Source organism: Rahnella sp. CFA14(1/10), from assembly GCF_004195095.1.
GTDB lineage: Bacteria > Pseudomonadota > Gammaproteobacteria > Enterobacterales > Enterobacteriaceae > Rahnella > Rahnella perminowiae.
Genome location: NZ_SEWS01000018.1, coordinates 17551 through 44431 on the forward strand (window position 1 = coordinate 17551; position 26881 = coordinate 44431).

16 protein-coding genes and 4 pseudogenes are annotated in these 26881 nt (G+C 47.4%); 17 read left to right on the forward strand and 3 right to left on the reverse strand.

Annotation, left to right across the window (positions count from 1 at the left end; genetic code table 11):
* Positions 1 to 97: 97 nt before the first annotated feature.
* The 5 genes from EVX52_RS24450 to EVX52_RS24470 all read left to right on the forward strand — a co-directional run bounded on the left by EVX52_RS24450 (position 98) and on the right by EVX52_RS24470 (position 8704).
* A complete protein-coding gene (locus EVX52_RS24450; protein ID WP_129992309.1) occupies positions 98 to 2134 on the forward strand; it encodes a hypothetical protein in 2037 nt (678 codons plus the stop codon).
* The gene (locus EVX52_RS24455) at positions 2131 to 2994 is read left to right on the forward strand and encodes an OmpA family protein (RefSeq protein WP_129992310.1); all 864 of its coding nucleotides are present in this window, start codon (positions 2131 to 2133) and stop codon (positions 2992 to 2994) included. The genes EVX52_RS24450 and EVX52_RS24455 overlap by 4 nt, the downstream gene beginning before the upstream one ends.
* Positions 2991 to 4319, forward strand: coding sequence for an EH signature domain-containing protein (locus EVX52_RS24460; protein ID WP_129992311.1), 1329 nt, complete (start codon positions 2991 to 2993; stop codon positions 4317 to 4319). Before EVX52_RS24455 ends, EVX52_RS24460 begins: the two co-directional genes overlap by 4 nt.
* Positions 4316 to 7444, forward strand: coding sequence for a DEAD/DEAH box helicase (locus EVX52_RS24465; protein ID WP_129992312.1), 3129 nt, complete (start codon positions 4316 to 4318; stop codon positions 7442 to 7444). The genes EVX52_RS24460 and EVX52_RS24465 overlap by 4 nt, the downstream gene beginning before the upstream one ends.
* 300 nt (positions 7445 to 7744) lie before the next feature.
* Positions 7745 to 8704: a 5'-nucleotidase gene (locus EVX52_RS24470; RefSeq protein ID WP_119822454.1), complete on the forward strand. Its 960-nt coding sequence runs from the start codon at positions 7745 to 7747 to the stop codon at positions 8702 to 8704.
* A 24-nt stretch (positions 8705 to 8728) separates the two neighbouring features.
* Here EVX52_RS24470 and EVX52_RS25630 read toward each other — a convergent pair whose 3' ends face one another.
* Both EVX52_RS25630 and EVX52_RS25635 read right to left on the reverse strand, forming a co-directional pair.
* Entirely contained in the window at positions 8729 to 9121 is a 393-nt protein-coding gene (locus EVX52_RS25630) for a tyrosine-type recombinase/integrase (RefSeq protein ID WP_370278372.1), read from the reverse strand.
* Positions 9097 to 9607, reverse strand: a pseudogene (locus EVX52_RS25635) (DUF4942 domain-containing protein); the annotation flags it as partial. The gene EVX52_RS25630 and the pseudogene EVX52_RS25635, both read right to left, overlap by 25 nt.
* Before the next feature lie 595 nt (positions 9608 to 10202).
* Between EVX52_RS25635 and EVX52_RS24480 the strand changes: the two are divergent.
* From EVX52_RS24480 to EVX52_RS24525, 10 genes are all read left to right on the forward strand, one after another.
* Positions 10203 to 12287, forward strand: coding sequence for an ATP-binding protein (locus EVX52_RS24480; RefSeq protein ID WP_129992313.1), 2085 nt, complete (start codon positions 10203 to 10205; stop codon positions 12285 to 12287).
* A gap of 32 nt (positions 12288 to 12319) precedes the next feature.
* A complete protein-coding gene (locus tag EVX52_RS24485; protein ID WP_129992314.1) occupies positions 12320 to 13300 on the forward strand; it encodes a YafY family protein in 981 nt (326 codons plus the stop codon).
* 149 nt (positions 13301 to 13449) lie between these two features.
* Entirely contained in the window at positions 13450 to 14541 is a 1092-nt protein-coding gene (locus EVX52_RS24490; RefSeq protein ID WP_238485821.1) for a hypothetical protein, read from the forward strand.
* Positions 14534 to 16504, forward strand: a complete 1971-nt coding sequence (locus tag EVX52_RS24495) for a hypothetical protein (RefSeq protein WP_129992315.1) — start codon at positions 14534 to 14536, stop codon at positions 16502 to 16504. The genes EVX52_RS24490 and EVX52_RS24495 overlap by 8 nt, the downstream gene beginning before the upstream one ends.
* Complete coding sequence (locus EVX52_RS24500; protein WP_129992316.1) at positions 16501 to 19077, forward strand: DEAD/DEAH box helicase; 2577 nt, start codon at positions 16501 to 16503, stop codon at positions 19075 to 19077. Before EVX52_RS24495 ends, EVX52_RS24500 begins: the two co-directional genes overlap by 4 nt.
* A 141-nt stretch (positions 19078 to 19218) precedes the next feature.
* On the forward strand, positions 19219 to 21585 hold the full coding sequence (locus EVX52_RS24505; protein ID WP_129992317.1) for a dynamin family protein: 2367 nt from the start codon (positions 19219 to 19221) through the stop codon (positions 21583 to 21585).
* Complete coding sequence (locus EVX52_RS24510) at positions 21585 to 22487, forward strand: diguanylate cyclase regulator RdcB family protein (RefSeq protein ID WP_129992318.1); 903 nt, start codon at positions 21585 to 21587, stop codon at positions 22485 to 22487. The genes EVX52_RS24505 and EVX52_RS24510 overlap by 1 nt, the downstream gene beginning before the upstream one ends.
* Entirely contained in the window at positions 22484 to 23557 is a 1074-nt protein-coding gene (locus EVX52_RS24515) for a patatin-like phospholipase family protein (protein WP_129992319.1), read from the forward strand. Before EVX52_RS24510 ends, EVX52_RS24515 begins: the two co-directional genes overlap by 4 nt.
* A 59-nt stretch (positions 23558 to 23616) precedes the next feature.
* Complete coding sequence (locus EVX52_RS24520; protein WP_129992320.1) at positions 23617 to 24423, forward strand: hypothetical protein; 807 nt, start codon at positions 23617 to 23619, stop codon at positions 24421 to 24423.
* A complete protein-coding gene (locus tag EVX52_RS24525) occupies positions 24414 to 25379 on the forward strand; it encodes a hypothetical protein (protein WP_129992321.1) in 966 nt (321 codons plus the stop codon). The genes EVX52_RS24520 and EVX52_RS24525 overlap by 10 nt, the downstream gene beginning before the upstream one ends.
* Positions 25380 to 25722: 343 nt before the next feature.
* On the opposite strand, the pseudogene EVX52_RS25640 reads toward EVX52_RS24525, so the two are convergent.
* Positions 25723 to 25868 (reverse strand): annotated as a pseudogene (locus EVX52_RS25640) (restriction endonuclease subunit M); the annotation flags it as partial.
* A 233-nt stretch (positions 25869 to 26101) separates the two neighbouring features.
* On the opposite strand from EVX52_RS25640, the pseudogene EVX52_RS24530 reads away from it, so the two are divergent.
* A pseudogene (locus EVX52_RS24530) lies at positions 26102 to 26203 on the forward strand (transposase); the annotation flags it as partial.
* A 78-nt stretch (positions 26204 to 26281) separates the two neighbouring features.
* A pseudogene (locus EVX52_RS24535) lies at positions 26282 to 26781 on the forward strand (transposase); the annotation flags it as partial.
* Positions 26782 to 26881: the final 100 nt, after the last annotated feature.

A 26881-nucleotide genomic window follows, 5' to 3' on the forward strand; every position in this document is an offset into this window, starting at 1 on the left:
ACCGTGCGCCGCTGAAGCATAGATAAGATCCAGGAAATCAATTAGAGTAATCTCATAAAAGAATATTCTCCCCTCCTTGTCACTTATGGTGTAAAAAATGGACATCTTGCTGGCCCCCGGCGTGCTGGTGCGTAATGGCATTTTGTATTTTGCTTCAATATTGAAGAATGATGCGGCTCCCGGCTATGTGACTATCTTTTTAGTCGTCGCACTTTGTATTACCGTTGTACGCTGGCGAAAACTGGTTAAACGTCGCCTTACTGCGCTTGGCAGCATCCATTCCATTATTTCCAAAACCCCCGAAGATGAATTTAGCCTGCATGTTACCAATATCGATGCCGCTATCGCCGACTTAAACGTGACCGAAGAACAGCAAAATGTAGCCGAGGCATGGAAGGAATATCGGGAAACCCATATTGTCGACGATCAAGACGGTACCCTTGTGGTGCGCAATGCCGTTCGCCCTAGTCAGTTTTTTAATTTGGATGATTTGCATTTCACACAGGGCTTCTGGCGCATCGTTCCGGGCTTGTTTGTGACTATTGGTCTGTCTCTGACCTTCCTCGGCTTGATTTCTGCACTTAATTCGATGAGCACCTCGCTAGACGATGGCGGCAGCGCGGCATTAGAAGGTTTACTTACCATCGCCTCAGCGAAGTTCATCATGTCGCTGACGGGCCTGTGCTGCTCAATAATTTTTACCATAGGCTTGCGTATTGGCACGTCACAGCTGGAAAAAAGGGTTCATAGCCTAAATAGTTTGATTGAAAAACGCCTGACATTTATCAGTCTGGAAGATTTATCCATTCGTCAGCTAAAGGCTACGATTGAAAGTCGAGAACATTTCCGCAAGCTGGGACTTGAGATGGTGGCAGAAATTGGTCGCCCACTTCGCGAAGATCTGCCAAGAGCGATATCAGAATCCATCAGCTCCGCAATTACCCCCGTCATCCAACAAGTTAGCCGCTTAGGCAATGATGGTGTCGGCGAAATGGTACAAAGCCTCTCGTCGCGTTTTTCTGAAGATGTTGGCCGGGCCTTAACGCAAGCCAGTGAACGCATTTCGCTGGCAGGCGATCAAATCAAATTGCTCGCGGAAAGAATGGATCAAAGCTCAGGGAAAATGGGCAACGAAATGGAAAGCGCTATTGGACGCTTAGGTCTGGCAGTTGAAACGCTGCGGGAAGGCATGTCACAAACAGCGGAAACGGCAACGTCTGCATTCAATCAAGGTGCCGAAAATCTACTCGCAACCATGAACTCAACGCTACAAGGGATTAAAGACAATACGGGTGATGGCGCAAGAGCGATGGGCGAAGCAGCTGCAGATATGAAGGCCGCCGCTCTAGGGATCCGTACAGAACTGGAAACCGCAGCAAAACAGGGCGCAGAAGCCGCGCAAGCTCGCATGTCAGAATCAGCTTCACAAGCGAGCGATGCCATCGGCAAGGCTGCGACACACATTCTGAGCGCATTTGGTAATACAGCCGGAGAAATTACCAAAGCGACAGAAACGATGACTCAGAACGCCAGCAGCCAACTTCTTTCCCCTCTTTCCACCATTGCGGAAAAACTGGAAGACGTCATGGGCATGCTTGACGAAACAAGTACCGCTTTACGTCGTGCTTCAGAGGGTATTAAAGAGGGAGCCATTGCCTCTGAAAATGCATCAGGTAGCTTCCGCTCGTCGGCTCAATCGCTTACTGACGCAGCCGATCCGATCCGCTCGATGATGGAACGTATTGAAGTCAGCACGCGTCAACTGCGTGAGAGCAGCGAGAATAGCCTTTCAGCTATTGCCACCGCAGCGAAAACGAATGCAGAGCAATCCGCTATGACTCTGTCGGCAGCGCAAGAGACGTTGGGTGGACAGCAGCGTGCGGTTGAATCCACTTTGACGAACCTTCAGTCTTTGATCACTGCATTACGTAGCCAGGGCGAACGACTGGATAGTATTGATGAGAAACTCGGCAAGGCGTTCGACTCTTATCAGGAGCAAGTTGCAACGTCTGTAGAAACACTTTTCGATCACGTTAAAACTATGCAGTCCGCGTTAATGCCAGCACTGGATACCATGCAGAGTATTGTCGACCAGGCGGAAAACTTTGCACCTAAACAGGGACGCATGTCATGAGAGGGAACGCCAACCGTAAGCGTTCAAATGAAGAGGAAGAAGAATCCGTCTTTGTTTCAATGACGGACATGACGGTGAGCTTCCTGTTTATTGTTATGGTGCTGCTCGCATTCTTTGCCAGCCGGTATAACGATAAAAATACTGTTCCCCGCGACGAATATGAACGCGCGGTTCAATCACGCGATAAAACGATTGAAGATCTCCGCTCTGAAATAGCAGTTTTGAAGCGAGTCGATCCTTTGGAACAGTATATGTCTCGCGCAGCAACAGCTCGCCTTAACCTGCTTTATCAGCTACGCGATAATCTCAAACAGTCTTTCCCATTGTTGCCAGTTGATGTGATTCCTGAGGAAGGAACTCTGCGCTTCCAGGGCGAAGGGCTATTTATCAGCAATAGTTTTGCCTTAAGCGATGACAAGCGAAAGATTGTCGAAGCGCTGGCAAAAACCCTCGACTCACTCTTGCCCTGCTATACCTTTAACCAGAATGCGGGTTGGAATAAAAGCTGTAATCCTTCATTCGCCATCATTGAGGCAGTCCAGATTGAAGGCCATACTGACTCGAAAGGTGATGATGTTTATAACCTGAATCTTTCGACTAATCGTGCAATAACGACATTTACCAGCATGCTTGCGGCTGCACCGGATTTGGTCGCACATTTCAATATGCGGCATCAGCCAGTTCTTTCGGTTGCGGGGTACGGTAAAATGCGCCCTGTTCGCCCTAACGACACACAACAGAATATGGCCATGAATCGCCGCATCGATCTTCGCATTATTATGCATACTCCAGCCAATGCTGCGGAAATTGAAGACATTCGCCAGCGTCTGATTGAACCGTTGAAGAAGAGCATGCCATGAAATTGAGCGATATTTTTCTGAAGCCAGTCGCACTTTTCAAGCCAGCAATAGCGGTATCAAAAGGTTTATCGGCCAAGATTCAAGCCATTCATGAGCGCTGGCCAGACGTAGTCAAAGATATTGCCGAACGCGATCGTGAAAAGGTTTTACGCAAGCTGCTTGCGTATGTAGAGAGCTGGCAATGGGATGAGGTGAAAATGTCATTCATTTGCTCCGGCGCACCGATTGTTTTTGATAAAGAATTCAGAACTCAAGACGACTTTACCGCACTGCAAGAGTTTTATCTGCGGGAAACCATTGTTACGGACTCATCATCTTTTATTTCCGCAATGATTTCGGCATACATCCGCAGCTATGAACCTGGTTCAGCGCACACAACCAAAATTAAAAACTGTCTTGATATCGCCAGCGAGCACATGAGCGATAAATGGAAAGATGTTATCGAACAATTGCCTCAATTCTTTGATGCTAAGCAGGCGCATCAAGCGCTGGCCGAAAAAATGGTGATGATGGACTCACCGTGGAAAGAGCTCAAACAGTTTGGCATCGCCCGCCCGCACGAGCCGGGTTTAATGTCGCATGCTCATCTGGCGTATATCGCATTGCTTAGGCCTGAATTACATGAAAAAGCAGCTATTGAGAAGCTATTTTCCTGGTTGAAACCCGATGGCAAAAGTAACGCGTTAATGGATGGTGCTTCTGAGGCCATCAATGCGTTGTTATCACATTGGCTGTATAAGCAACCCGACGAAAAACTTTCACGTTTTCTGACTGAAACACTTGTAGCTTTGTACCAAGATCCACGCCTGAGTCGCGGTGGAGTATGGGGTAGCGTAGATGAACAATGCCGTAACCTCATCATCAATTGGCTGACACGTGAGAACATTTTGTTCTTCCTGGATGTGGTCTCGAAAGTTGAAGACAGCCATATGTGGGAACCACGGCGGGAATTTTGGTTAGGGCTTTATAACCAAGGGAAAATCACTGCAGCGTGGGTGGCATTTAGCAGCATGGCCTCCTTAAAAGCAAAAGAAATGAAAGGTTCTATGAGGGACTCTTCAACGCTGAACTTCGGAATTCAAACGGCACTTGGTAATCGTGATAAAACCTCATTGCTCATTTTACAAATTGGTAAATGTATCGTCATTGAAGGTTCACACAGTTATAAAGTTCATATTTTCCGAAGTGCTAATAAATACAGCCCAGAACTGTACCAATTAAAATACAATTGCGAACAAATCCGTATGCTACCGAACTCAGTTGCTATTCCACATTTGAGCGGCTGGCAGGATAAAGTGCGTGAACAAATTGAGTATCTGTCATGACATTTACCTTCAATCATAATGCAGAAACGATCACTCTGAATATCGCTGAAGAAAAACAGAGTTTAATCAGCCGTCTGTTTAAACGGCAGCAATCCGCAACATTATCTGGCCTCACACATAACGATCGCGCCTTAGCTTTCGCTATAGCTGATCTGAAAGCCCTGGCGGAAGAATTTGAAGAACCTTTGTACATAAGTCACGACTCTATACAAATGAGTCATCGGCTGGCTGGCCTGCTTGACTCAGAAACAGCACAGAATTTGTGCTTACCCCCTCTTGTCGATCTGACATTAAAAACCGACATTGAAGGTTCATTAGGTAGCGATACTTTTCGTTTACAGTATGAATGGCTACGCAACGGTGTTCGCCAAATACCACAACGAACAGGGGCAATTTTAGCTACATCTCAGGGGTTACGCCGGTTGCCATTGTGGATGATGGAGGCCATTGAAGTCGCGGAAAAATTTACACCAGGCGGCGGTGAAGCATCCGACTGGGAATCACTGGCTCGTTTCAGGCAATCTCTCGATCCCGGCATCCAGATGGGAAATGAGATCAATGCCGTTAGGGTATCGATGACCGATTTTATGCAAGGTTTAGAAGTCTGCATTGCTGATCGTTTTTCTATTTCCACCAGCTCAAATGGCGCTGACGATTTCGAGATAGTCCCTTTTTCTGGCAGGAACATAGAAGAACTTGAAAATAACGGAGAAGCTGTCAGCGAAGCTGCAGGTGAGTTACGTGAACAAACTCTACGTCGTTTCCAGCAGCGTGTCAGAACTCAAGGGACTCTTTCCGCTTATCGTGTTGGTGAAGGTAATTATCTGGTCATTGACCGAAGCGCACGCCCTATTCTTGACATCATGGTACAGAAACAAAAGTCTGCACCTGAAGAACGACGTGCTTTTATAGCAAACCCACGACCTGCAATTACCGATGCTGTTGAAAAATATCTCAGGCAATCAGGTAAGCTGGATGGGCTCGATGAGGTCGGCGAGGAAGAAGCTATTGAAGCCGCTTCAGGTCCCGCTTTTATTGAAACCGTTGAATATTCCGAACGCGTTAAAGGTATTTTGCTTTATCAAAAAGGCGCTGTTTCTGCTCACATGACTGGCGAAACAACCTGGTTACCAGAGGTAATCCCCGACGCCCTGGCCAAAATTATTGATGCGATGGATAGCCAGGCGCTGGCAAATGTCTGCGAGCAAATACGTATTGCCATAGATGCATCGCAACAGGAAATTGAGGTCGCTTCTTATCCAATCAAAGCTGCCGAAGACACGTTAGGCGCACTTGAAAAACGATTGGCTGATCTTAAAGAGATGGAAGGCTCGACAGAAATAACAGAAAAAAAAGATAAGCCCACAGTTGATAACCTACCTGCTGCTACGGTTATCCTGGATACCAAAGATAATTTTGAGGAAATATCCTGGAGACCGGACCTTACAGAACGTCCTGTATTTATCGACGAACAATTGCCTACAGGCGTTAAAACCGCATTGCGATTGCATCAGCTAGAAAGCTTTAGCCTGCAACTTACTTCCTGGAAGTCAGGGATGCCTGGCATCTTGAACGCAGATGAACAAGGATTAGGTAAAACGCTTCAAACCATTGCATTTCTTCGCTGGTTGAAAGAGAACAACCAAGTCAATACTGCCAGCAATAAAGAACGCGGACCGATATTAATTGTGGCACCCACATCCCTGCTGGAAAATTGGAATGCAGAGGTAGCACAGCATACCGATGGCGAAGGGCTCGGACATTTGCTCCGACTATATGGTTCATCATTAAGTCAGTATAAAAATTTCGATGCTAAAGGTATCGAAACGAAAGATGGTACTCCCTTACTGAATTTTCGGCAGCTTCACGAAGCTATTGAAGAAGGTAAAGGCCACCGTTTCTGGATATTAACAACTTACACAACGCTCACCAATTATCAGCATTCCCTTGCGAAAATTCATTTCTCAGCCGTTGTCTTTGATGAAATCCAGGCAATAAAAAATCCTGATTCGCTTCGCGCACGTGCCGCTCGAGCCATCAATGCTGATTATCGAATTGGCCTTACAGGCACACCTATTGAGAATACAACAAGTGACTTATGGGCGATCATGGATCAACTGGCCCCTGGGTCTCTGGATACCTTACGTAATTTCAACAGCCTTTACAGCGAACCTGATGAACGGAATATGCTTCAACTTTATCAGCAGGCTTTTGAACCCCGTAATCAGCTACCGCCTTTAGCGTTTCGTCGTTTAAAAGAAGATGTTGCGAAAGAGCTGCCCTCTAAAACACGTTTTCTGCATCCTCGTTTAATGCCTGAAGGGCAGGCAATTGCCTACGAAACTGCCCGGCTCAAACTTTCTCAAGGTGGTCCTGGCGCCGCATTGAAAATGCTCCAGCATATACGTGGCGTTTCGGTTCACCCGGCGATGGAGATGAGTGGGAACAGTCAGAGTTTTATCGATGCTTCTGCTCGCCTGACTGCATGCTTTAAAATTCTGCATCAAATTAGATCAAAAGGTGAACGTGTCCTGGTTTTCATTGAGCATCGAAAGATGCAATTCCGCTTTATGGAGTTAGCAAGACAAGAGTTTAGCCTTGAGGAAATTGCTCACATAAATGGCGATACACCTATCCAAAAGCGTCAGGCTATTGTACGTAAATTCCAGCGTCATCTTGAACAGGATGGGGGCTTTGACTTATTAGTTCTCGGTCCCAAAGCGGCAGGAACAGGTTTGACATTAACTGCCGCCACTCACGTTATTCATTTATCTCGCTGGTGGAATCCTGCTGTTGAAGAGCAATGTAATGACCGAGTTCACCGCATCGGACAAAAGTATCCAGTTCAGATCCATATGCCCATGGCGATCCATGCAGGTTATCAGGAGCATTCTTTTGACTGTTTGCTTCAAGGACTCATGTCACGAAAGAGAAATTTAGCGCGTGCAGCACTCTGGCCAATGGGCGACTGCGCAGGTGACATATCGCAACTGCAAGCGGCCTTGAAAAAGGAACAAAGTGAGGCAAATGGAGATGTTCTTGAAACGAGTATTAGAATGATGTTTGAAAGAGATGCAGAAACTGATGGTGCGCCAATGAGCGATGGCTCCTATCGGATAAGCTAATTTCCATAATTTTTAAATCATGATAGTGGGTGATAAGAATGGGGCACTAACCGGTGATTAACAAGTAAAATAGATGTTAAATTCCGCTTATCAATTAGAAGCAAGCCATTAATTAAAGCAGGGGAGCCTCTGAGATTAAATTTCTGTTTCTTGGCCCACGCACAGCCTTTTTAAAGGCTTGAACCGGTTAGTCAAACTATATTTAATTTGCTTACCCAATAAATATACAGTACTGCTTCTCAACATTTAACATTGGGCAAATAATTAATTATTCTATGTCACATCCAGCAGGAGTAAAAAATGCCTCTAGACTTGAGTAATACGCTTGTAATTGGCATTAGTGCCACGGCTCTTTTTGATATGAGCGAATCTGATCAGATATTTCGTAACATCTATGTGACCGACCCTGACAGCGCCATTGAAAAGTATCGAGCCTACATGCTGGAACACGAGAATCAACCTCTACAACCTGGAACAGGTTATCCTTTGATCAAGGCGCTTCTGGGTCTGAACCAGTATCGTCAACCGAATGATAAATCATCTCTGGTTGAAGTCGTCGTTATGTCGCGCAATAGCCCCGACACCGGTATCCGAGTTCTAAATACAATTCGCCACGACAAGCTAGATATCACCCGCTCTGCCTTCACAGCCGGTGAAACGGTCGCTGACTATCTTGACGCCTTCGATGTTGATCTGTTTTTAACAACTAGCGTAGATGATGCACAAAAAGTCATCGACTCTCGATTTTGTGCCGCTGCAATATTAAAAGACCCACCTTCAGGCTCTTCCGAAATCCCTGAAGGGCAAGTTCGCATTGCTTTCGATGGTGATGCAGTCCTTTTCTCAGATGAAAGTGAGCTGGTCTACAAAACTCAGGGTATGGCAGCTTTCCACGCACAAGAAGATGCTCAACAAGATATCCCAATGGCCGAAGGCCCCTACGCTACTCTGCTAAAAAAACTAGCGAAACTTCAAGACCGTCTACCTACTCGAATGGAATATTCTCCTGTGCGTATTGCTTTAGTTACCGCTAGAAACAGCCCCTCAGAAATGAGGGTAATTAAAACTCTCAGGAGTTGGGGTGTGTATGTTGACGAAGCCTTTTTCCTTGGCGGGGTTGAAAAAACCAAGGTACTTCAGGCCTTTAAACCTCACATTTTCTTTGACGATCAAGATATACATTTAAATGCCGCAGCGAAACTTGTCCCATCCGGCAAAGTACCTTATGCCAGCAATTCAGAGCTATTTAACGCTTCATGACCGATACAAAATCCCGGGAATATATCACGGTTCCCGGTTGATATTATTTATAGTCAATGATTCAAGTTCCCATAGATCCTGTTTATTTCGGACCCCAAATTTTTTCCCAAAATCAAACGGGCTAACCCCCTTCTCCCGATTCGCATCCAGATAATCCGCCCACCACTGCACCATCAGCCTGCGCTCCCCCAGATGCTCGGCCTTATGAATGTAGGCCGCACGCACAGAATTACGCTCCTGATGACTCATCTGCCTTTCTACCGCATCCTTCGACCACAACCCCGATTCAATCAACGAGCTACATGCCATGGTTCTAAATCCATGGCCGCAAACCTCAACTTTCGTATCGTAGCCCATAACCCGCAGCGCCTTATTCACGGTGTTCTCACTCATCGGCTTATCACGCACATGTTCCATGAGTCTGATGGTTATGTCACACCGGTTATCAGGGATCGGTTTTCGGTCCAGCAGAAATAGCATCCTTTCCAAATCAGCCAACTGATCTCGTCGCCAGCCCCAGTTCAAGCCGTAGCCCCAACGATTGTGAGTCACCAGATTATTGATGATGATCTTCTTTCCAAAACTGCACGGACTATTAGTTTTGTAATCCCATGACAGCCCTTTAAAGACGTTGATAATCCCCCGCTCAAATACCTCCAGTTTACTGTGATGTGGCTGCTCGAATGTGCTGAGAATGTTCTCTTCACTAATCGAAGGAAAATCACCCTCTTCCAGATTTTTTCGCCATTGGTCGCGAGCCTGTGCATCCATTAATGCCAACATACCAGACTTCAACATCAGATCACGCCAGACACTACAATCAATGCTTCGAGTAATGGTGGGCATCGCTTCACTCACTGGCTTGGTCAGCCTGCAATCATGACGATGCCTTTGTTGCATTGCCGTATAATTTTTTTCTCCATAAACGAAAACACCCGCCGGATGAGGGCGGGTGTTATGTGGTACTTCTAGTGAGGTATGACCGAAAATTTGTGCGGTGCCGTACTCATCCCGTTGATGGGAAACATGGAACAACAGGCTATTGTCGCCATTGCTGATATTGGCGCAACCAGCGTTGAAATGTTGAAAGGCCGATATTCATCATTTCAGCAGCCTGGGTAATCAGTTACTTGTGCTGAAGAACAATATTGACGTATTCCTGTTTGAACTTATGGGTAAACATTTTTCTTTGCACTCTTACTTCATTAGTGTTGCTTAGTATATCTCTAACAAATTGTCGGGTTTGTTTAGACAATTACCCACCTAAAATTCATTAAATTATTATTATGAATTAAACTCATGCTAGATTTAATTCCGCAGAAAATTAGCCAATGGCATTATATTTCACCATTTCACTTTATCATCCTCTTGCTATAACACGGACCTGTGACAGAGTATGTCGCACCAAACGCATGGAGAAAATAATATTAATTAAAATACATTGCGACACAACTTGTCATGATCATGGATGAAAATAGAATTTTTAGAGGAGAACAACATGAAAAACACTCAAACTTCTGAACTTGTTCAATCATACGAGCGTGACAATCCCCTTCAACTGTGGATATTGCGTCTTTTTTTCCGGTTAGGCGCACATAAACAATTCATGACTCAGCACGGATTCAATAATCAGCCTCTGGCTAGATATCTTAATCTGACTAAATATGAAGACGAGGAGTTCAATCATCAGTTACAGCAATCGATACTGGGGGTTTTACGTCTGCGTCATGCAGAGCTTGAACGACAAATCCCGATGGCGACGCCTTCTGAATTTCAACAGGCTTTAGAGAGCTTAGCCCACCGAATTGGACTCAGCCCTGCTGAAAGCTTAATTCTGGAATTCACTTTGCAACTCCATCAAGAGCAACTGCTTGATGATACCGCTGACTACCTTGGAGCGATGACTTCAGCCAAAGTTTACAGGGCTCTGGCTGCAGTACTGGATCTCACGGAGGACGATGTTCGCTTCGCATTAGGACCATTAAGCGTATTAACAAAAACCGGTCTTGTGAGTCTGGAAACCAATGGCGCCTATACATTACGCAATAAACTCGAGCCATTTTCTCCGACCTTTTATGAGCGTCTGTCTGCGGGTGAAACAGACCCAGCCAGGCTACTGGGGGGGATGATTTCCCGGTGTGAACCAGCACATCTTAAATTTGAAGATTACCAGCATATTCCAGCGATCAATGTGATGAGGCAGTGGCTTCATTATGCTTTTCAATCCAGTCGTATCGGTGTGAATATCCTGATTTATGGGCAACCGGGAACTGGTAAGAGCCAGCTTTGCCGACTGCTGGCCGAAGAGTTAAACAGCGAAATTTATGAAGTTACCAGCGAAAATGAAACTGCAAGGCCCATCAATGGCAGTCGCCGTCTTCGCGCATGGCGGGCAGCGCAACGATTTTTTGGTGGGGAAAAAGCACTCATCCTGCTCGACGAAGCAGAAGATGTTTTTAGTGAAAGCCAGGGATCGCTAACAACGGCGCCCCAGCCCGTACCAAAAGCGTGGGTTAATCGCCTGCTTGAAGAAAATAGGGTGCCCACCCTTTGGGTCTCTAATGAGATCCGCGAAATGGATCCCGCATACATCCGCCGGTTTGATATCGTTTTAGAATTAACCGCCCCTCCCCGGGTACAGCGGGAAACGATTCTGCGTGAAGCTTGTGGGGCAACACTCTCGAATAATGATATTTCACAACTTGCCAACATCCCCTATCTGGCACCTGCCGTTGTAAATCGAGCCGGGACAATTTTGCATTCCATCAAAGATAAACTGGATGAAGAGAGGCATACTCACTATTTAATGTTTTTAATTAATAGCACCCTAAAGGCTCAGGGACATTTGCCGATAAAGCTAAAAACTAAAGTCAAATCATCTGAATTTTATAACATGGCATTCATTAACAGTGACTGTCCGCTTGGCGAGATTGCCGCTACCTTGTCACCCGTCGATTCAGCCCGCTTTTGTCTTTATGGCCCCCCGGGTACAGGTAAAACCGCCTGGGCTTACTGGCTGGCAGAACAGTTGAAGCTCCCCGTGATTGAAAAAAAAGCGTCACAGCTATTCGGCAGGCATGTCGGTGAAAGCGAGCAGAATATTGCCGCGGCTTTTGAGCAGGCCCGACGGGATAACGCCGTGCTGCTCATTGATGAGGTGGACAGTTTTCTCACCGCCCGGGAAGAGTGCCGGCAAAGTTGGGAGATCAGTTGCGTCAATGAAATGCTCAGCCAGATGGAACATTTCGACGGAATTTTTATTACCACCACGAACAGGTTCGATGTGCTGGATGCAGCAGCATTACGCCGTTTTGACCTGAAAATTCGCTTTAATTTTATGTGTGATAATCAGGCAATTGCACTACTGAATCTTTACTGCAAGCAACTGAAACTCGGTGAGCCTTCACCTTCGGCTATCAATGAATTAGCGAGATTGTCCTTGTTGACGCCTGGGGATTTTTCCGTCGTATCACGCCAACATGCATTCAAACCACTGACATCCGCTAATGCATTTGTTACCGCTCTTAAAGCGGAATGCCGGGTAAAAAAACGAGAAGACGTCGCAATTGGGTTTATGCATTAATCAGTTTCGTATGGACCGAAAGGGAATAAACCATGGCCAAACGACCAGAAACAATAGAAACAACACTGCTTGCTCTTGAATTGTTACGACGAATTCCGCGCGGCAGGAAAACCACCGCCAAAGAATTACATGAACAATTGCTTCATGCGGGAATTGAGCGCGATTTGCGCACCATCCAGCGTCATCTGGAAATGCTCTGCACTCATTTTGATATTGAATGTGACTTACGCAGTCGCCCGTATGGATATCGCTGGTTAGAGGGATCAAAAGGCGTTTCCCTTCCCATGCTAACGCCGCAGGAATCTCTGATTCTGGCCATGGCCGAAGCACACCTCAAGCCGATTCTGCCCAGCAGGTTAATAAGATCAATGACGGGCTTTTTTACTCAGGCTCATCGAAATCTCCACGACATTGGAACCGGCCGACTCGAGGCGGAGTGGCCGGATAAGGTCAGGGTCGTGGCAACCAGTCAGCCTTTGCTGCCTCCCCCGATAGCGGAAGGTATTTTTGAATCGGTAAGCGAAGCTCTCTATCTCAACCGCTGGCTGAAGATCACCTATCGTAATGCGAGTGGCAAAGAGAGTGAAAACTCAGTGATGCCGTTGGGCCTCGCACAGCAGGGGCCCCGCATGTATCTGGTCTGCCGTTTTGAAGGGTATAACAACGAACGGAGTCTGGCGCTAAATCGTATTCTGGCAGCCAGCATCAGCACATTCACTTTTGTGCGCCCTGCCGAATTTAACCTGAAAAAATATGATGATGATGGTCGCTTTGGTTTTGGTGAAGGTCACCAGATATATCTGAGGTTTGAAATTGACCGTACCGCCGGACTCCATCTGATTGAATCTCCGCTTTCACTGGATCAAACCCATCGGGAAATCGGCAATCAACGCCTGGAATTCTCCGCCACAGTGGTAGACAGCGCCATGCTTAAGTGGTTTTTAGCCGCCTTTGGGGAAGCCGTCAGTAACGTTCAACGGCAGCCTGTTGTGGAAGGAAGCACCACAGAATGAGTCTGAACAACATTACCTGGGGTCTTTGCGCGCCTGCAACCGTACCTTCCGTTAGAAGAACACGTACCTTACAACTTAGCGAAATTGTTGCGCGCTTCCATCATCGGGCTGTGCCAGGTTTGGGCGGCGTCTGGTTTGGGCGCCAACTGATGATGGCGTTACAGGGAGTGGCGATAGCATCTCAGCTGGGCAAAGACGTCAGCAATATCGAAGCCGCGAATGCCATTGAAGCGCTTTGCTGCTGGCAGGGCTTTCGGGAGAATGAAGGGAAGAACCGAGATCGTCGCCTGCGTGGCATCCGTAAGATTCGCAGATTAGAACCTAACCGCCTGACCTTCAACGCCGCAAGAAGACGCGCTTTCTACGTCACAATACCGATGCGTATGAGTACGATTGAAACACTGCCCGCACTGGGATTTGTTCATGCTCAGCGTAACTTTAACGCCTTTCAATGCAGTCAGGTGGGCGAACAACTTGTCAGGCTTGAAACGCTGCAAATGGCTGAGCTGAAAAAATGGATCAGCTCACCTGACAGAAAGCCGCCAAAAACCATCAATTCGCCATTAATCTCCTTATCGCAAGATGCCTGCTTGCTGATACGAAACCAGCTGGAAAATGCAGGCAACGACGAGGATAGCAAGCGTCGCAGGGACGCCTTGCGATGGATGGATCGTTTGCGTCAGTCCCCGCCTAAACCACTGAGCTGGAAAGACCGCCCTGACGAAATTTCATCAGATCACTGGCACGACTTACAGGCGGGTGCCTATTTCTTCAAAACACAAAACACGGCACTCGCACTACTGGATCTTCTGGAATATGAAATGGCTCAGCGTGGCTCTGCTCTCTCATTGCATCAGAGACTCCCACTTGCAATCAGCGACACGGCTGAAAGGCTGAGGCTTGACGCACAAGCATTTTTGGATCTGAAACACAGTGATGCGGCTGCAAACCAGTTTTGCAGCGAATGTACCCTGGAACCTGTGGCTTTATTGCACGCACTGGTCAGCCGTGACGGTCATATTCTCAAGCTAAAGGGCGACCTGATTGAACCTGGCCCGGCCTTTGATAGCGGGGTCTCTCAATCTGCTCAGAACACCGAGGGGGAAGAACAATATGCCGAAGAGGCCTCCGGTTTTTGGCCTGCAGCAATATCCTGGCGGATCCACAACCTGTTCCTGCTCAACCTTGATCTACATGGCAAACTGGCGGATTGGTTAAAGAAGGAAATGAATAATGGCTGATTTCTCAAAACTGCCTCCCTCTCTGGCCGACTATTTTGATGCGCCTGAGGGTTATAAGGGGCATTTTGGCTGGCTATGTGGTTATTCAGCAACGGATGACTTTCTGGAAAATGCAGTGGATCGCTTTAGCTGCCTTAATCAGGCTGCGCGGGCTCATCACGGGCAAATAAAGCTGGCACTCTTTCTTGATGCCGGAAATAAGCCTATTTCCACCGTTGATGTCCCCGGCGTATTACATTGCCAGATGAAATCAGCTCCACCGCTGTGTTTACTTCATGCGAAAGTCGCTCTGCTGGGATTTAAGCCTGACCAACCGGAAGATGCCTGGCGATTACGACTGGTCGTCAGCACCGGAAACTGGACAAAAGAGACACTGACTGAAAGCCTTGATTTGGTCTGGTGCCTGGATCTCTCCAGTGATGCGCTGGAGAACGTCACTAAAGATATTCAACAAAGTTGCGCGGATTTTCGTGCCGCACAAAATTTATTTGAGGAGATCTCCTCCTGGTGTGACACCAGCCTGTTGTCATTAGAAATAAACGACCGGCTAACGACCGGAGGACTGGCGCGGCTGGATGTCAACGCATGGCTTAACGTATGTCGACAATATGCCCACGGTAAACCCCGTTTGGTCGACAACCGCAAAAGGTCACTCTTTAATCAGTTGAAATCCTGGCTGGAACAGCCTGCCATTGCTGGAAAGAGAAATTATCTTGCGATGGGTTCCGGTTTCTATGAAGGGGGTAAAGGCGACAAATCATTGGTGCCACAGAAAATTGTCCGGCTTTTACAGGACGACGATTTATTAACAAAAAAACCGGAAATTGATCTCTATGTTAATCCTGAGGCTTGTCAGGCGGTTGCCAATAATGTGGCAACGCTCAGAGAACAACATATCACTGTCAGACCCCCTTCTCAGTTGGCAAAGACTGAACGCACCCTACATGCCAAATTTATTTTCAGTGCTAACTACCGCAATGTCAGCGATACGCTGACTCAGTGCTGGCTTTATATGGGCTCAGGAAATCTTACCGGGCCTGGCTTTATGCAGCGAATGAAAACAGGCGTGGGAAATCTCGAAGCCGGAGTATTTTTTTCACCGGAACGGTTGGCGAGAACCGCGGCTGGGAAGCTGGCTCCCGAAAAAACCCTGGCATGGTTGCTACCCATCCAGTCAGAGATTGATTGTGATGCTCTGCAAATGCCCCTTCAGGCGGGACAGGAGATGGAGGAACGCACTCCCTACTTTGCACCGCCCATAACCTGGCTCAAATGGACACCCCTTGCAGACGGTCAGGGTACCCTTCATTACTCTGGATCCCCCGAGAATAACATCACCGCTTTCGCGCCTGGCGGAACTTCCTGTCCCTTGGTTTCGCAGGGGTTTCTATGGCAGGGCGAAATGCCACGCTGGGTGGACATTGCCTGGCCGGCAGATAACGGGACACAGAGTGCAAAAATTCCCGTTGTTGATGCGCTTGGCCGCATTGCAGCAACGCCCTTGCGGCCGCTCGATTTGGAAGAAGTGCTTTGGCAGCTATCCAGTTTTCCTCACACACCCGATGTGGATTTTGCTGATCCAACCAGCATGTTGACAACCTCAACAGCGGGTTCTTTCACGATAAATTCTGACGACCAGCCGGTCTCCTTTCAGCCGGTCAGACAGGTAATGGCGTTAATCGAAGGTATTGCCGAGCGCCAGACCACGCTTCCTGAAAGCCAGTGGCTTTACTGGTGCCGTAGTCTCGAACAGGCACTGATTCAGGCAAGCGACAATGGAGATATCACCCGCTTTATGGATCTTGGTATCAATCCACTCAGTCCGCTGAGAGAAGCACCTTTCCGGCCAGTGTATGCCGAAGACGATCAGAGTGATAAGGGACAGGATTATCTGCAGATGCTGATGCGTATTGAACAAGCATGGGGTGTTGATTCCCTGCGCAATTTCGGAGAGTGTAAATGAAGAATAACTTTCAGGGCTGGCCAGTCGTCACTGAGTTATTACGCGAACTGGTTACGCAGGAACAGGTAGAGCTTAATGCCGGGCAAAAAGCAGCCTTGCTGGCAATTGCCGATCGCATTGAACATCATGGCATTATCCTGGCGGACGAAGTGGGTATGGGAAAAACCCGCATCGCCGCAGCACTTTCCCGTTGCGTCATTGCGGCAGGCGGCAGAGTCGCCGTTTTGATTCCGGGTGGACTGGCGGCCAACTGGCGGGAGGAGCTAAAAACGGTAGGTGTCACCCCTTCCGCACCGCTGCTTAGTCTTAAGCAATATATGAGTGTGTGGGAAACGGACATACCATCCGCCCCCTGGTTTGAGGAAAATTGTCTGATTGTTTCCCACTCCATGGCGAACTGGCGACTGGGCGAAAAAAATAATAATCCGCAGCGCTGGGGATTGCTCCCGGAACTCTGCTGGCGGTGGTCTGAAAAATGTGATTGCCCTTCATTAACCGAGCCTCATCTCAAGCTTGCTGCTAAAAAAATCAGCGCGGCGATACGTCGTCTGCCCGCCGCACATCCAGCCAGAAAACAGATCAAATCGCTGACGCGTAAAATCGACTGGGATAAAGCTCTGTCGGATAAAGATTTTGGCGTGTATTCAACACAACGCGAACATCTTGAAACCAGTGTGGGTCTTGGGCTCGGGACGTTTGAACTTGTTATCGTCGATGAAGCGCACAAAAGCCGGGGACAAAGCAGCAGCCTGAATCGTTTGCTGGAAAATATCATTCAGCCTGCCAGTGAAACCCGACGACTGGCCGTCAGCGCTACGCCCATTGAACTCGACAGCCAGCAATGGACACAAATGCTGGCCCGGATTGAGGTCAGTTCTCCCGAAGCTATTCAGGCCATAGAACATTACCAGGCCGCCGTCGCAGACATCAGGGAAAACTATGCCAACAGCCTTTCACAACAGAAGTATTACCAGGCTTCCGCTGCGTTTGAGCAGGCACTTTCGCCGTATCTGTTGCGTCGTGACAAACGCGAAGACGAGTCCGTACAAAAATTCCATCAGCACTCAACCCGTCCCTATCGTCGTAAGAAAGAGATCGTGGTGGATACCTTCTCACTGCCGATGAGTTGGAGACAGGCGATCTGCGCCGCTGAAGCGCTGTCGTTTGTTTCCCGGATGCACGAAGACAGCGCAGCGCAACGACTTAGACTGACGGTTGGCAACGGGCATGGTATCGCCACGCTGTTGAATGCTCCGGAGGAAAACGTTATGCCTCCGTTCGAAACGGATCAGCAAGAAGTCACTGAACCGGGAACCAGGGCGCACGCGGATAAGCGCCAGCAACGTGCCAAATGGTGGCAGAGCCAACTCACCCCCATTCTAAGTACGGGTGAAGAAACCCCCCTCTTTACCCATCCTGCAATCCTGGCTGCGGTTGAAGCCGTAGAGGAGGTTTGCTCTCGCGATGAAAAAGTGTTGGTTTTTGGCCGGCTTACCCGACCAATGACCGCACTGGTACAGTTACTTAATGCACGCGAAATGTTGCGAACGCTGGAGTCAAAACAAAATTACTGGCCACATGAACAGTTGCCAGTGTCCGAGTGGCCTGCCGTTCAATGCGCCTGGCGTCAGTTATATGACGGCGAGGCCAGCCAGAAGGACATCAATGCACAACTTGCCAGTCAATACAAAGAGCTAGATAACAGCCGTATCGCATTTCGCAATAGCCTGATTTTACGGCTTGATGAGGGATTATCGACCTGCGAAAGCCACAGTGTGAAAACACTGTTTAACGTCTTTAAGCAACGTGCCCCTCGTCGCGATGGTAATGAAGATTTGGTCATCGTTGCCAGGGCTATTTACTCGCTGACCGGGACAGCTGAAGAACGACGCTCCCCTGCGCGCCTGGCAGACGTTTTTACCGATATCGTTAATGCCACGCGTGATCGTGATAACCCCGACAGTGACGAAGAAGTCGACGGGGAGAGTCAATTTGCGGAGCAACGCTGGCAAGTTGTTGTGGACTGGCTCCATGAAGAGTACAGCCGTCGCGAAAGTGACTATGCACGCCTAATGAATGGACAAACCTCGGCAGCCAGTCGCAACTTGATTAACCTGGCCTTCAACCGCCAATACAGCCGCCCTTCTGTTCTTGTCGCTCAATCGCTGGTCGCCAGAGAGGGACTGAACCTGCATCTGGCCTGCAAAACGGTAATCATGCTGCATCCGGAATGGAACCCTGGCGTGGTAGAGCAACAGATTGGCCGGGTCGATCGGTTGAACAGCCTCTGGCAGAAAAAACTTGAGGAAGCACTGAACGCTGGAGAACGCGGCGATGCGTTACCGACCATCGATTTTATGCCGGTTATCTTCAAAGGCACTTACGACGAGCGGAACTGGCAAGTTCTGAACCAGCGTTGGGATAACCTTCGTGCGCAATTACATGGCAATCCCTTTTCAGTCAACACGCTTCAGGACAATGTCGGGAACCGGGAAAATATGCAGTCAGTGATTGATGCTGCACCGAACTTTTCTCCCCTGAACCAAAACAGAAGGCCGTCATTATCTGACTGATAAATTAGCCTGAAGGTTTTCAGGCATGTGCCGTTACTAATAATCAAATTGTAAATTTTTCTTCTGCCGTTTAGACCTTGTGAGTTAACACCAATGCCAGACGTCAGGGACCGAACTTTCTACATTTTAATAAGGATGATCATGCACGAGAACAATGTTGCTTTACTCTGTGATGAAGCCGGACGGCTATTGCAGTTAAATATTGAATTGCTGCACAAGATGATTAACGAACCGAAAGTGTTAGCCAATGACCAGGGGCAGTTATTTGCCCGGCATAAGGCAGAGAAAAGAGTTGAAGAACTTGAGGGTGAGCGGTTAAAAATCGCCCGTAAAGAGATCGTGCTTGCCGTCGTCGGTACCATGAAAGCGGGAAAATCCACCACCATTAATGCCATTGTTGGTAAAGAGATTCTGCCCAATCGTAATCGTCCGATGACGTCAATACCGACATTGATTCGCCATGTGCCGGGTAAGCTTATCCCGGATTTACAGCTAAATAATACTGACGCCCTGCATAACCTTCTGATTGATTTAAATAAGAAAATCAGCACACCAGAAGGTAAACATCTTGTTCGTCAGTTGGAAAAGGACAGTGAGAAGAAAAAATTACTGGCCATCACCCGCAATGTTGAATGGTTGAAAGATACCTATCTTGATGAGGTAGAAATTTTCTCCTGCCTGACCCATCTTAACGACCTTGTGCGCCTTGCCAGCGAACTTGAAGTCGAATTCCCTTTTGATGCCTATGATGAATTCCATGAACTCCCGGTTATTGAAGTGGAATTTAGCCACCTGACCAGTATGGATGACAGCCAGGGCACGTTAACCCTGCTCGATACCCCGGGGCCAAACGAAGCAGGCCAGCCACATTTGCAGGCGATGATGCGAGATCAACTGCAGAAAGCTTCCGCGGTTCTGGCCGTTCTCGATTACACCCAGTTAAATTCTCTGGCCGACCAGAATGTGCGTAAAGAACTTAATGCAATTGCCGAAGTGGCTGCCGGACGCCTGTTTATTCTGGTGAATAAGTTCGATCAGAAAGATCGTAACAGCGATGACGCACCGACGGTTAAGCAAAACGTTCCGGCAATGCTCGATGGTGACGTTCTGACGGCAGAGCAGGTTTATCCGGGCTCTTCCCGCCACGCATACCTCGCCAACCGGGCCCGAAACGTCCTTAGCCATTCTGATGCGCTACCAATGAGTGAAGAATGGGTAAAGGATTTTGCCCAACTGGCTTATGGACAAATGTGGGATGAAAGCGACCTGCAGGATAAAGTCCAGAGCCTGAACCGTGCTGAAAAGATCTGGCGCCATTCGCTGTTTGATAAGTTGATCACTGAAGTCATTCATGCAGCGCATGCTAAAGCAGCTGCCTTAGCCGTGGATTCTGCTGCATCAAAACTGGTGCAAAACGCTGAAAACGCCCAAGAATACCTGTCTGTGCGCCATCAGGGACTCAGGGCGAGTATTACTACATTGCAGCAACAGATTAATGATCTGCTTACTGATATCGAAAATGTCAATTGCTGCCAGAAATCGGTAGATAAAGAAGTCACTGCTTCCATGCTGCGGGTCAAACAGGAATCTGAAGTTTTAATGACACAGGTTCAGTTAAAACTGGATGGGCAAATGGAACATTATTTCCGTGACGGTAAACGTCAGGAAAAAGAAGAGATTGAATCTTCGCAGCTAAAAAAACGTGAATCTTCACTGGGCAAATTTCCCAGGGTATTGGCGAAAAGATCCAAACCGGTAACGAGGGACTTTGATCCTGATAATCCAGTAGTGACATTTGCAGAGCGTGCTGCAGCGGAAGCCTTTGTAGCTAAAATTGAAAATTCAGTCATGTCACTTCTGGATGAAATCGAGGGGGACATCAAGCCGACCCTGACGGATATTGTTGCCGGGATTGAAGAGAGTTTCCACGGTAACGCGCTAAGAGCGATAGATAATATTGCTAACCAGATCAATTCACGCCTGGAAGAGGGTGGATTCTCAATTAAGATCTCGTTCCCCCAGGTTAAAAACCTGCAGGCTCCTTTGTCTGTCAGAAGTCGTATGACCACATTGCTAGAAGAAAAATCGTTCAAAGAAACGCATTATCGCCGCTCCAGTAGTATGTGGGGATCTGTATGCAAATGGTTTAGCACCAACGACTGGGGTTGGGAGGACTACAGTGTGGAGGTTGTCAAATCAGTGGTTGATATCAATAAAATAAAAGCAGCAGTAGAAGTTCAGAGGAAGGAACATTTCGAACAACTCAATAAAATTATTCAGGAAGAAATCAAAGACCCCATCGTTGCTGAGATCGACCTGTTCTTTCAGCAGTTTAAAAGTAAAGTTGAGCAACTCCGCAATACTCTGATCCAAAGTACAGAAGATCACAAAAGTGACAAGCAGCAGCAGGAACAGCTCACAGAACGTTTACATGAATTGCAGAAGCTGACGCCGGAAATGATACTCGACGGTAAAGCGCTGAAAGAAGAACTGGAGGCGCTGCTCTGATGACACTTTTTAAAGAGACTTTTGCTGATATTGAAGCCTGCCAGGTACTTGAGTGTATTCCTGAAAAATTCGTTGTCGATTTTGCTAACGGTATTGATGTTGTAAACGATCATCTGCGCAGCTCGCAAAACCGGTCATTCTTTCAGCGAATTAAAGAGGGCATGAGTGGACAATCAGCTGCAAGACAACAGGCGATAAACGCTTCTTTTAACGACGGAATACAGGCATCCCTTACCTGGCTCACCGAGCTGACGTCATCACTGGCAGGCACCAATTTAGCCGTGTCGCGGGTCAACGAACGCGTTAATGCGTTGTTGCAGGATACGGCGAAAATTGCGAAATATTCCGCCGACACACGTGAACAGTTACGTGAGCTTGCCAGCCACGTTAACCAACGCGTAGGCAAATTGGAAGAGCAGCTCCAGCGCGTCGATAGCCTTCAACAGGGTCAGTTGCATCTAGACCGTATTTTCTCTAACTGGAGTGCAGGACGTTATGCCGCGCTTCCGCTGGCCGGGCGTTGCTACGTGGCACTTGAAGAATTGCGCTGGGGAGCTTTTGGCGATGTTATCCGACAGGCTGAAGTAAAACAGGCTGAACAGTTTATTGAGATGTTGAAAAACAGGGCGCTGACCCAGATGGCTCTGGATTACGGGACAAAACCCAATGCGCGTCACGACGTCCGTAACTGGTTGGCCTGGCAGGCTGGCGCAGTACAAGACACAGCCTGGCCTGCGGTCATTAACTGGATGGCTAACTGGTGTAAGGAAGAGAGTCATCCGATTAGCTGGGCCGTTACTCAATCCTATGAAACGCTGCCCATCAGGATGCCCCGAATTTGTTCAGCAGAACGCATTGCAGACGCGATGGTCGACGAAGTGTTTAGCGAGGACCTAAAATGAATCAACCCATAAAAGTGGGCCTGGCGCTGTCTGGCGGCGGAGCTATTGGCGCTTATCAGGTTGGGGTTATCAGGGCGCTTGCAGAGTCCGGCACGGAAATTCACTGCATAGCTGGTGCCAGCATCGGTGCCCTGAATGGCGCCATTCTTTCATCCTCCGCTTCGCTGGAACAAGGTGCAGCCCGAATGGGTGAGATATGGCACCATCTGGGCACTAATGAGGTGCTTAAATTCAATAAATCGGCTTATCTGCGGATACTGACGCAATATGGCCTCGCAATGGGGCTTTCGCCCTTGCTTAGTAAATCCGGAACATTACTGGGCGCTCTGATAAACGGTCTGGGAATAAGATCATTTTCTGCTCTGCAGGACGATGAATCTCTTTTATCTGACCAACCGTTAATAGAATTGATGAACCAGTTTTTGGATCCCGATGCATTAGCCAGCGGAACACCGTTATATGCTTCGCTCTATCCCACAGAGGGAGGCTTCTCCGATATTATAAGCTGCGCACTGGCTGAATTTGGTGTAGGTAAAACACAAGATTCGGAGTTCCAACTTATTCAGGCCTTACCTCAAACCCTGCAAAGAGAAGCCCTGTTGGCCTCAGCTGCACTGCCGCTGCTGTTTCAATCCCGCGAAATTAACGGCAAGCACTACAGTGATGGTGGGATGGGTGGATGGGCAACCCTGCAGGGTAATACGCCGGTCACCCCGCTGGTTGATGCCGGTTGTAATATGGTGATCGTCACGCATTTGAGCGACGGTTCATTATGGGATCGCCATCATTTTCCAGATACCACAGTCCTGGAAATACGGCCACAAACTTCACTAAGCCGTAACGAAGGCGTACTCGGAGGAATGAAGGACCTGCTGGGATTCACGGCTGAAAACATCGACTCATGGATTGACCAGGGATATCGTGACACGGTTGCCGTGATGGAACGTATTAAAGCCCCAATACAGTCGCGACAGGCTTTAAATACATCGGTATCAATGCTTGAAAACAGTGAGTCACATCATGCTAAGAGTAATGCCCTGCTCCAGAGCGCCATGGCGCGGCTTAAATAAGGTCAGTTTAAAAAAACACGAAGTATCACGTCACTTCATTTTTTAGGGAGAAGAGTAAAGTGAGTTCAGAACAATCTATGCCTCTGATTAATAAGACACTCTCACTTGATAAGTTGTTGCGTTATGCTTCACCTGCACAACTTTCTGAACTGGCTGATATCATTACTGACTCAGGAAAAGGTCGTCTGGCACTGACTGAAAACAGTAAGAAAAATATTCTGGCACACCAGAGACGCAGAGCACTTCACATTATTAGCGCGGATTTAGCGCGTGAAATTTGTGCGTTTGGCGGAAACACCGTGGTTAATGCATTCCGTTCAACATCTCAACCTTCTTACCTTGCTGTCGCCACGGATGTCGCCAAAAAAATGCGGGTGAAAGTTCCCAAAAATGCTTCAGTCTGCGATATTGAGGAGTTAATTATCAAACAAATTCTGACTACCTCTTTTAAAGGAAAGAGTAAGGAAGAAATCGAGGCGTTATTTAATGCGCATAATTGTAAGTTTGATGACCAGCAACTTGAACAATTATTGAAAAAGGGGAAGACAGCTGATTTAGTCTCCTGGCTTTACTCCACTTGCGGACCCTATACACTTTCCCGGCTGGTCAACTCGGCGATGGTTCCGGCACTCAATGTGGCAGCGAAAGCGGGGATCCCCCTGATTGGAAAAGCGATTGCGATCCGCGCTCCTGCGATGATGAACCCAATAGCAGCAGTCATTTCGGCTGCCTGGGTCACTTATGATCTCACAGGTCCCGCCTTTCGTATCACCCTTCCCGCGGTGATACGCATTGCGTGTATCCGTCAGGCCTATATCAGGCAGGAAACTGATAAATTTTGCCAGGAGCTTAAAAAATGTCTGTGATTCCAGAAGTTCTTTACCGTACGTTCCAACAATCACCAGAAATTTTGGAAGGCCTCAAGACCGGGCTTTATGCTATTTATGGTGGTGTTATTCGCATTACAAAAGGGAATGACAAGGCGGGAAGTATTATTGCTCATTTGAAATTTCCAGGTAATGCAGAGCAAACGGCAGAAAGTATAGAGAAATTAAAATATTCACTTTCCAATATCCAGGGCGGCATTGACACCTTGCAAAATTCTCTCGGGACATTGCAAAATCTTCAGTATGCCAATATTGCACTTGCCGGACTTAACCTGGCCGTATCAGCTGCTGGCTTCGCCATCGTCTGTAAGAAACTTAATAATATCGAGTCCATTCTGCATAAGCATACTGAGAAACTTGACACGCTACTTTCATTAGCCTTAGATGCCCAACTAAAGGCCTCATTCCAGCAGACCGCCCGTTTTAATGCTGTAATCACCACTGCCCGACAATTTGTTGAGATGAATGACTACGAGCAGCTTAAAACACTGATACGTCCTTTCAATGAGCAGTACGAATTTACCAGCCTGATTTTAAAAAATTGCGCTCGTTCAGCAAACGATCCGACCTTCTTCACTTCATTACCTGAATTATCCCTGCTTCAGGAACGCTTTATGCATCTCGGAATGTGCCTGAGCTATATTCAGCAAAAAATCAATGCGCCAAAATACGCCATAGAGACAATGCAAAAAATGCAACACGACTGGCTGGAAATTAATGAAACTATCGTTGAAACATTAACTTCATCGCCAGAGACGATACATGCACTGACTCAACACAATGCCGGAAGCATACGTTCTTTCCTCGATTACCGAAAAGAGCGTATTTCAGGTATTGAGTATCAGACAAACTTGTTGATGCTAGCAGAGAAGCGGCCAGAACTGACCAAAGTAATCAATGCGGAAAGCGATGACATTCTGTTATTGGCGGCATAGGAAATAAGATGAAAGCCATTACACCAACAAAAAGCACTTGATGTAGGTTGATGTCGGTAGACTCCCGTAGAATGTGAAGGCTTGGAAGAAAGCTACTTCATTGAATTACAGGCATAAAAATACGTTAATCGACATATCTTGATATGAGTTTGGTCTCTATAGATTTCGGGCGTGATTGTTATCAGTATGTTTTTCGTGGAGAAACAGGTATTCGATAAAATTTGTACCAACATTTATACCAACAGATAAATTTGTTAGAAAATACAGACCATTATCACTGGCCTAGCATACCCGGATAATGCCTTGTAATGATATTATTCTCAGGTCGCTTGAATGCAAGATGTGCGGTCCCTACTGAAATATGATTTATCTGTTCAATCCACGTGCCAATTTGCTTAAGTGCTGCATCACGGCCCTCACGATCCGCTCGATATTGGTCGAGCAGATAAGTTCAGTATGGTCAGTTAGTACTTCAGGTTCTATTCGCATAATTTTTTTCCGTATCTTTAGGCAAACGAGTTAAACCAATAAGGCACTCGGATGAAATTCATTTATGGCAACTAATAAAAAACGAGAGGCCGTGAAGCCTCTCGCTCGATTCAATAAATTTATTTCGCTTCAATATTTACGGGTAATTATTCGCCTTTGCTCCTATGGATTGAATCGCCACAGGTTTAACAGACACCTCAGAGTCATTTAAAATGACTTAAAGAGAGGTGCCCATGAGCGGTAAGCATTATCCCGAAGAGTTTAAAATTGAAGCAGTCAAACAGGTTGTTGATCGTGGTTATTCTGTTTCCAGCGTTGCAACACGTCTTGATATTGTAAGTATCCCACCAAAACGGCCCATTCATTTTTAGAGATCTTCCGACATACTGATTATGTCCCCTGAGGAGATCGCTATGCGTAAGATCCGATTCACTGAGCACCAGATCATCGCCGTCCTGAAATCAGTCGAGGCTGGCAGGACCGTCAAAGATGTGTGCCGCGAGGCTGCTATTTCTGAAGCCAGCTATTACAACTGGAAAGCAAAATATGGCGGGATGGAAGCCGCTGATATCAAAAAAATCAAAGACCTTGAGGACGAGAATCGTCGTCTGAAGCAAATGTTTGCCGATCTGAGTTTGGAATGCCGGGCGCTGAAAGACGTCATCGAAAAAAAGCTTTAAAACCAGCGATAAAGCGTGAGCTCGTCAACTATCTGACCACGCAATTTACGATGAGCATACGCCAGGCATGCAGGACGTTATCGCTAAGCAGGACGGTGTTTCGTTATCAACCGGATACGCGACGTGATGAAGCGGTGATCCAGAGGCTGACCGAGGTCGCTGAGCGCTATCCCCGCTACGGTTTTAAGAAGCTTTTTCAGGTACTTCGCAGGCAGGGGCACGTCTGGAACCACATGCTGTAATCTTAATACGATCCCAGTCTGTGATATCTGAGGTGATTGCCATGAAAACTTTCGTTGGACTTGATGTTTCCCAGAAGAAAACAAGCATCTG

Bases quoted from the DNA above. Each gene is read 5' to 3' on its own strand.
- EVX52_RS24470 (WP_119822454.1), top strand. From the start codon at position 7,745: ATGCCTCTAGACTTGAGTAATACGCTTGTAATTGGCATTAGTGCCACG.
- EVX52_RS24460 (WP_129992311.1), top strand. From the start codon at position 2,991: ATGAAATTGAGCGATATTTTTCTGAAGCCAGTCGCACTTTTCAAGCCA.
- EVX52_RS24510 (WP_129992318.1), top strand. From the start codon at position 21,585: ATGACACTTTTTAAAGAGACTTTTGCTGATATTGAAGCCTGCCAGGTA.
- EVX52_RS24455 (WP_129992310.1), top strand. From the start codon at position 2,131: ATGAGAGGGAACGCCAACCGTAAGCGTTCAAATGAAGAGGAAGAAGAA.
- EVX52_RS25630 (WP_370278372.1), bottom strand. From the start codon at position 9,121: ATGGAACATGTGCGTGATAAGCCGATGAGTGAGAACACCGTGAATAAG.
- EVX52_RS24480 (WP_129992313.1), top strand. From the start codon at position 10,203: ATGAAAAACACTCAAACTTCTGAACTTGTTCAATCATACGAGCGTGAC.
- EVX52_RS24505 (WP_129992317.1), top strand. From the start codon at position 19,219: ATGCACGAGAACAATGTTGCTTTACTCTGTGATGAAGCCGGACGGCTA.
- EVX52_RS24525 (WP_129992321.1), top strand. From the start codon at position 24,414: ATGTCTGTGATTCCAGAAGTTCTTTACCGTACGTTCCAACAATCACCA.
- EVX52_RS24465 (WP_129992312.1), top strand. From the start codon at position 4,316: ATGACATTTACCTTCAATCATAATGCAGAAACGATCACTCTGAATATC.
- EVX52_RS24515 (WP_129992319.1), top strand. From the start codon at position 22,484: ATGAATCAACCCATAAAAGTGGGCCTGGCGCTGTCTGGCGGCGGAGCT.
- EVX52_RS24485 (WP_129992314.1), top strand. From the start codon at position 12,320: ATGGCCAAACGACCAGAAACAATAGAAACAACACTGCTTGCTCTTGAA.
- EVX52_RS24500 (WP_129992316.1), top strand. From the start codon at position 16,501: ATGAAGAATAACTTTCAGGGCTGGCCAGTCGTCACTGAGTTATTACGC.
- EVX52_RS24490 (WP_238485821.1), top strand. From the start codon at position 13,450: ATGATGGCGTTACAGGGAGTGGCGATAGCATCTCAGCTGGGCAAAGAC.
- EVX52_RS24450 (WP_129992309.1), top strand. From the start codon at position 98: ATGGACATCTTGCTGGCCCCCGGCGTGCTGGTGCGTAATGGCATTTTG.
- EVX52_RS24495 (WP_129992315.1), top strand. From the start codon at position 14,534: ATGGCTGATTTCTCAAAACTGCCTCCCTCTCTGGCCGACTATTTTGAT.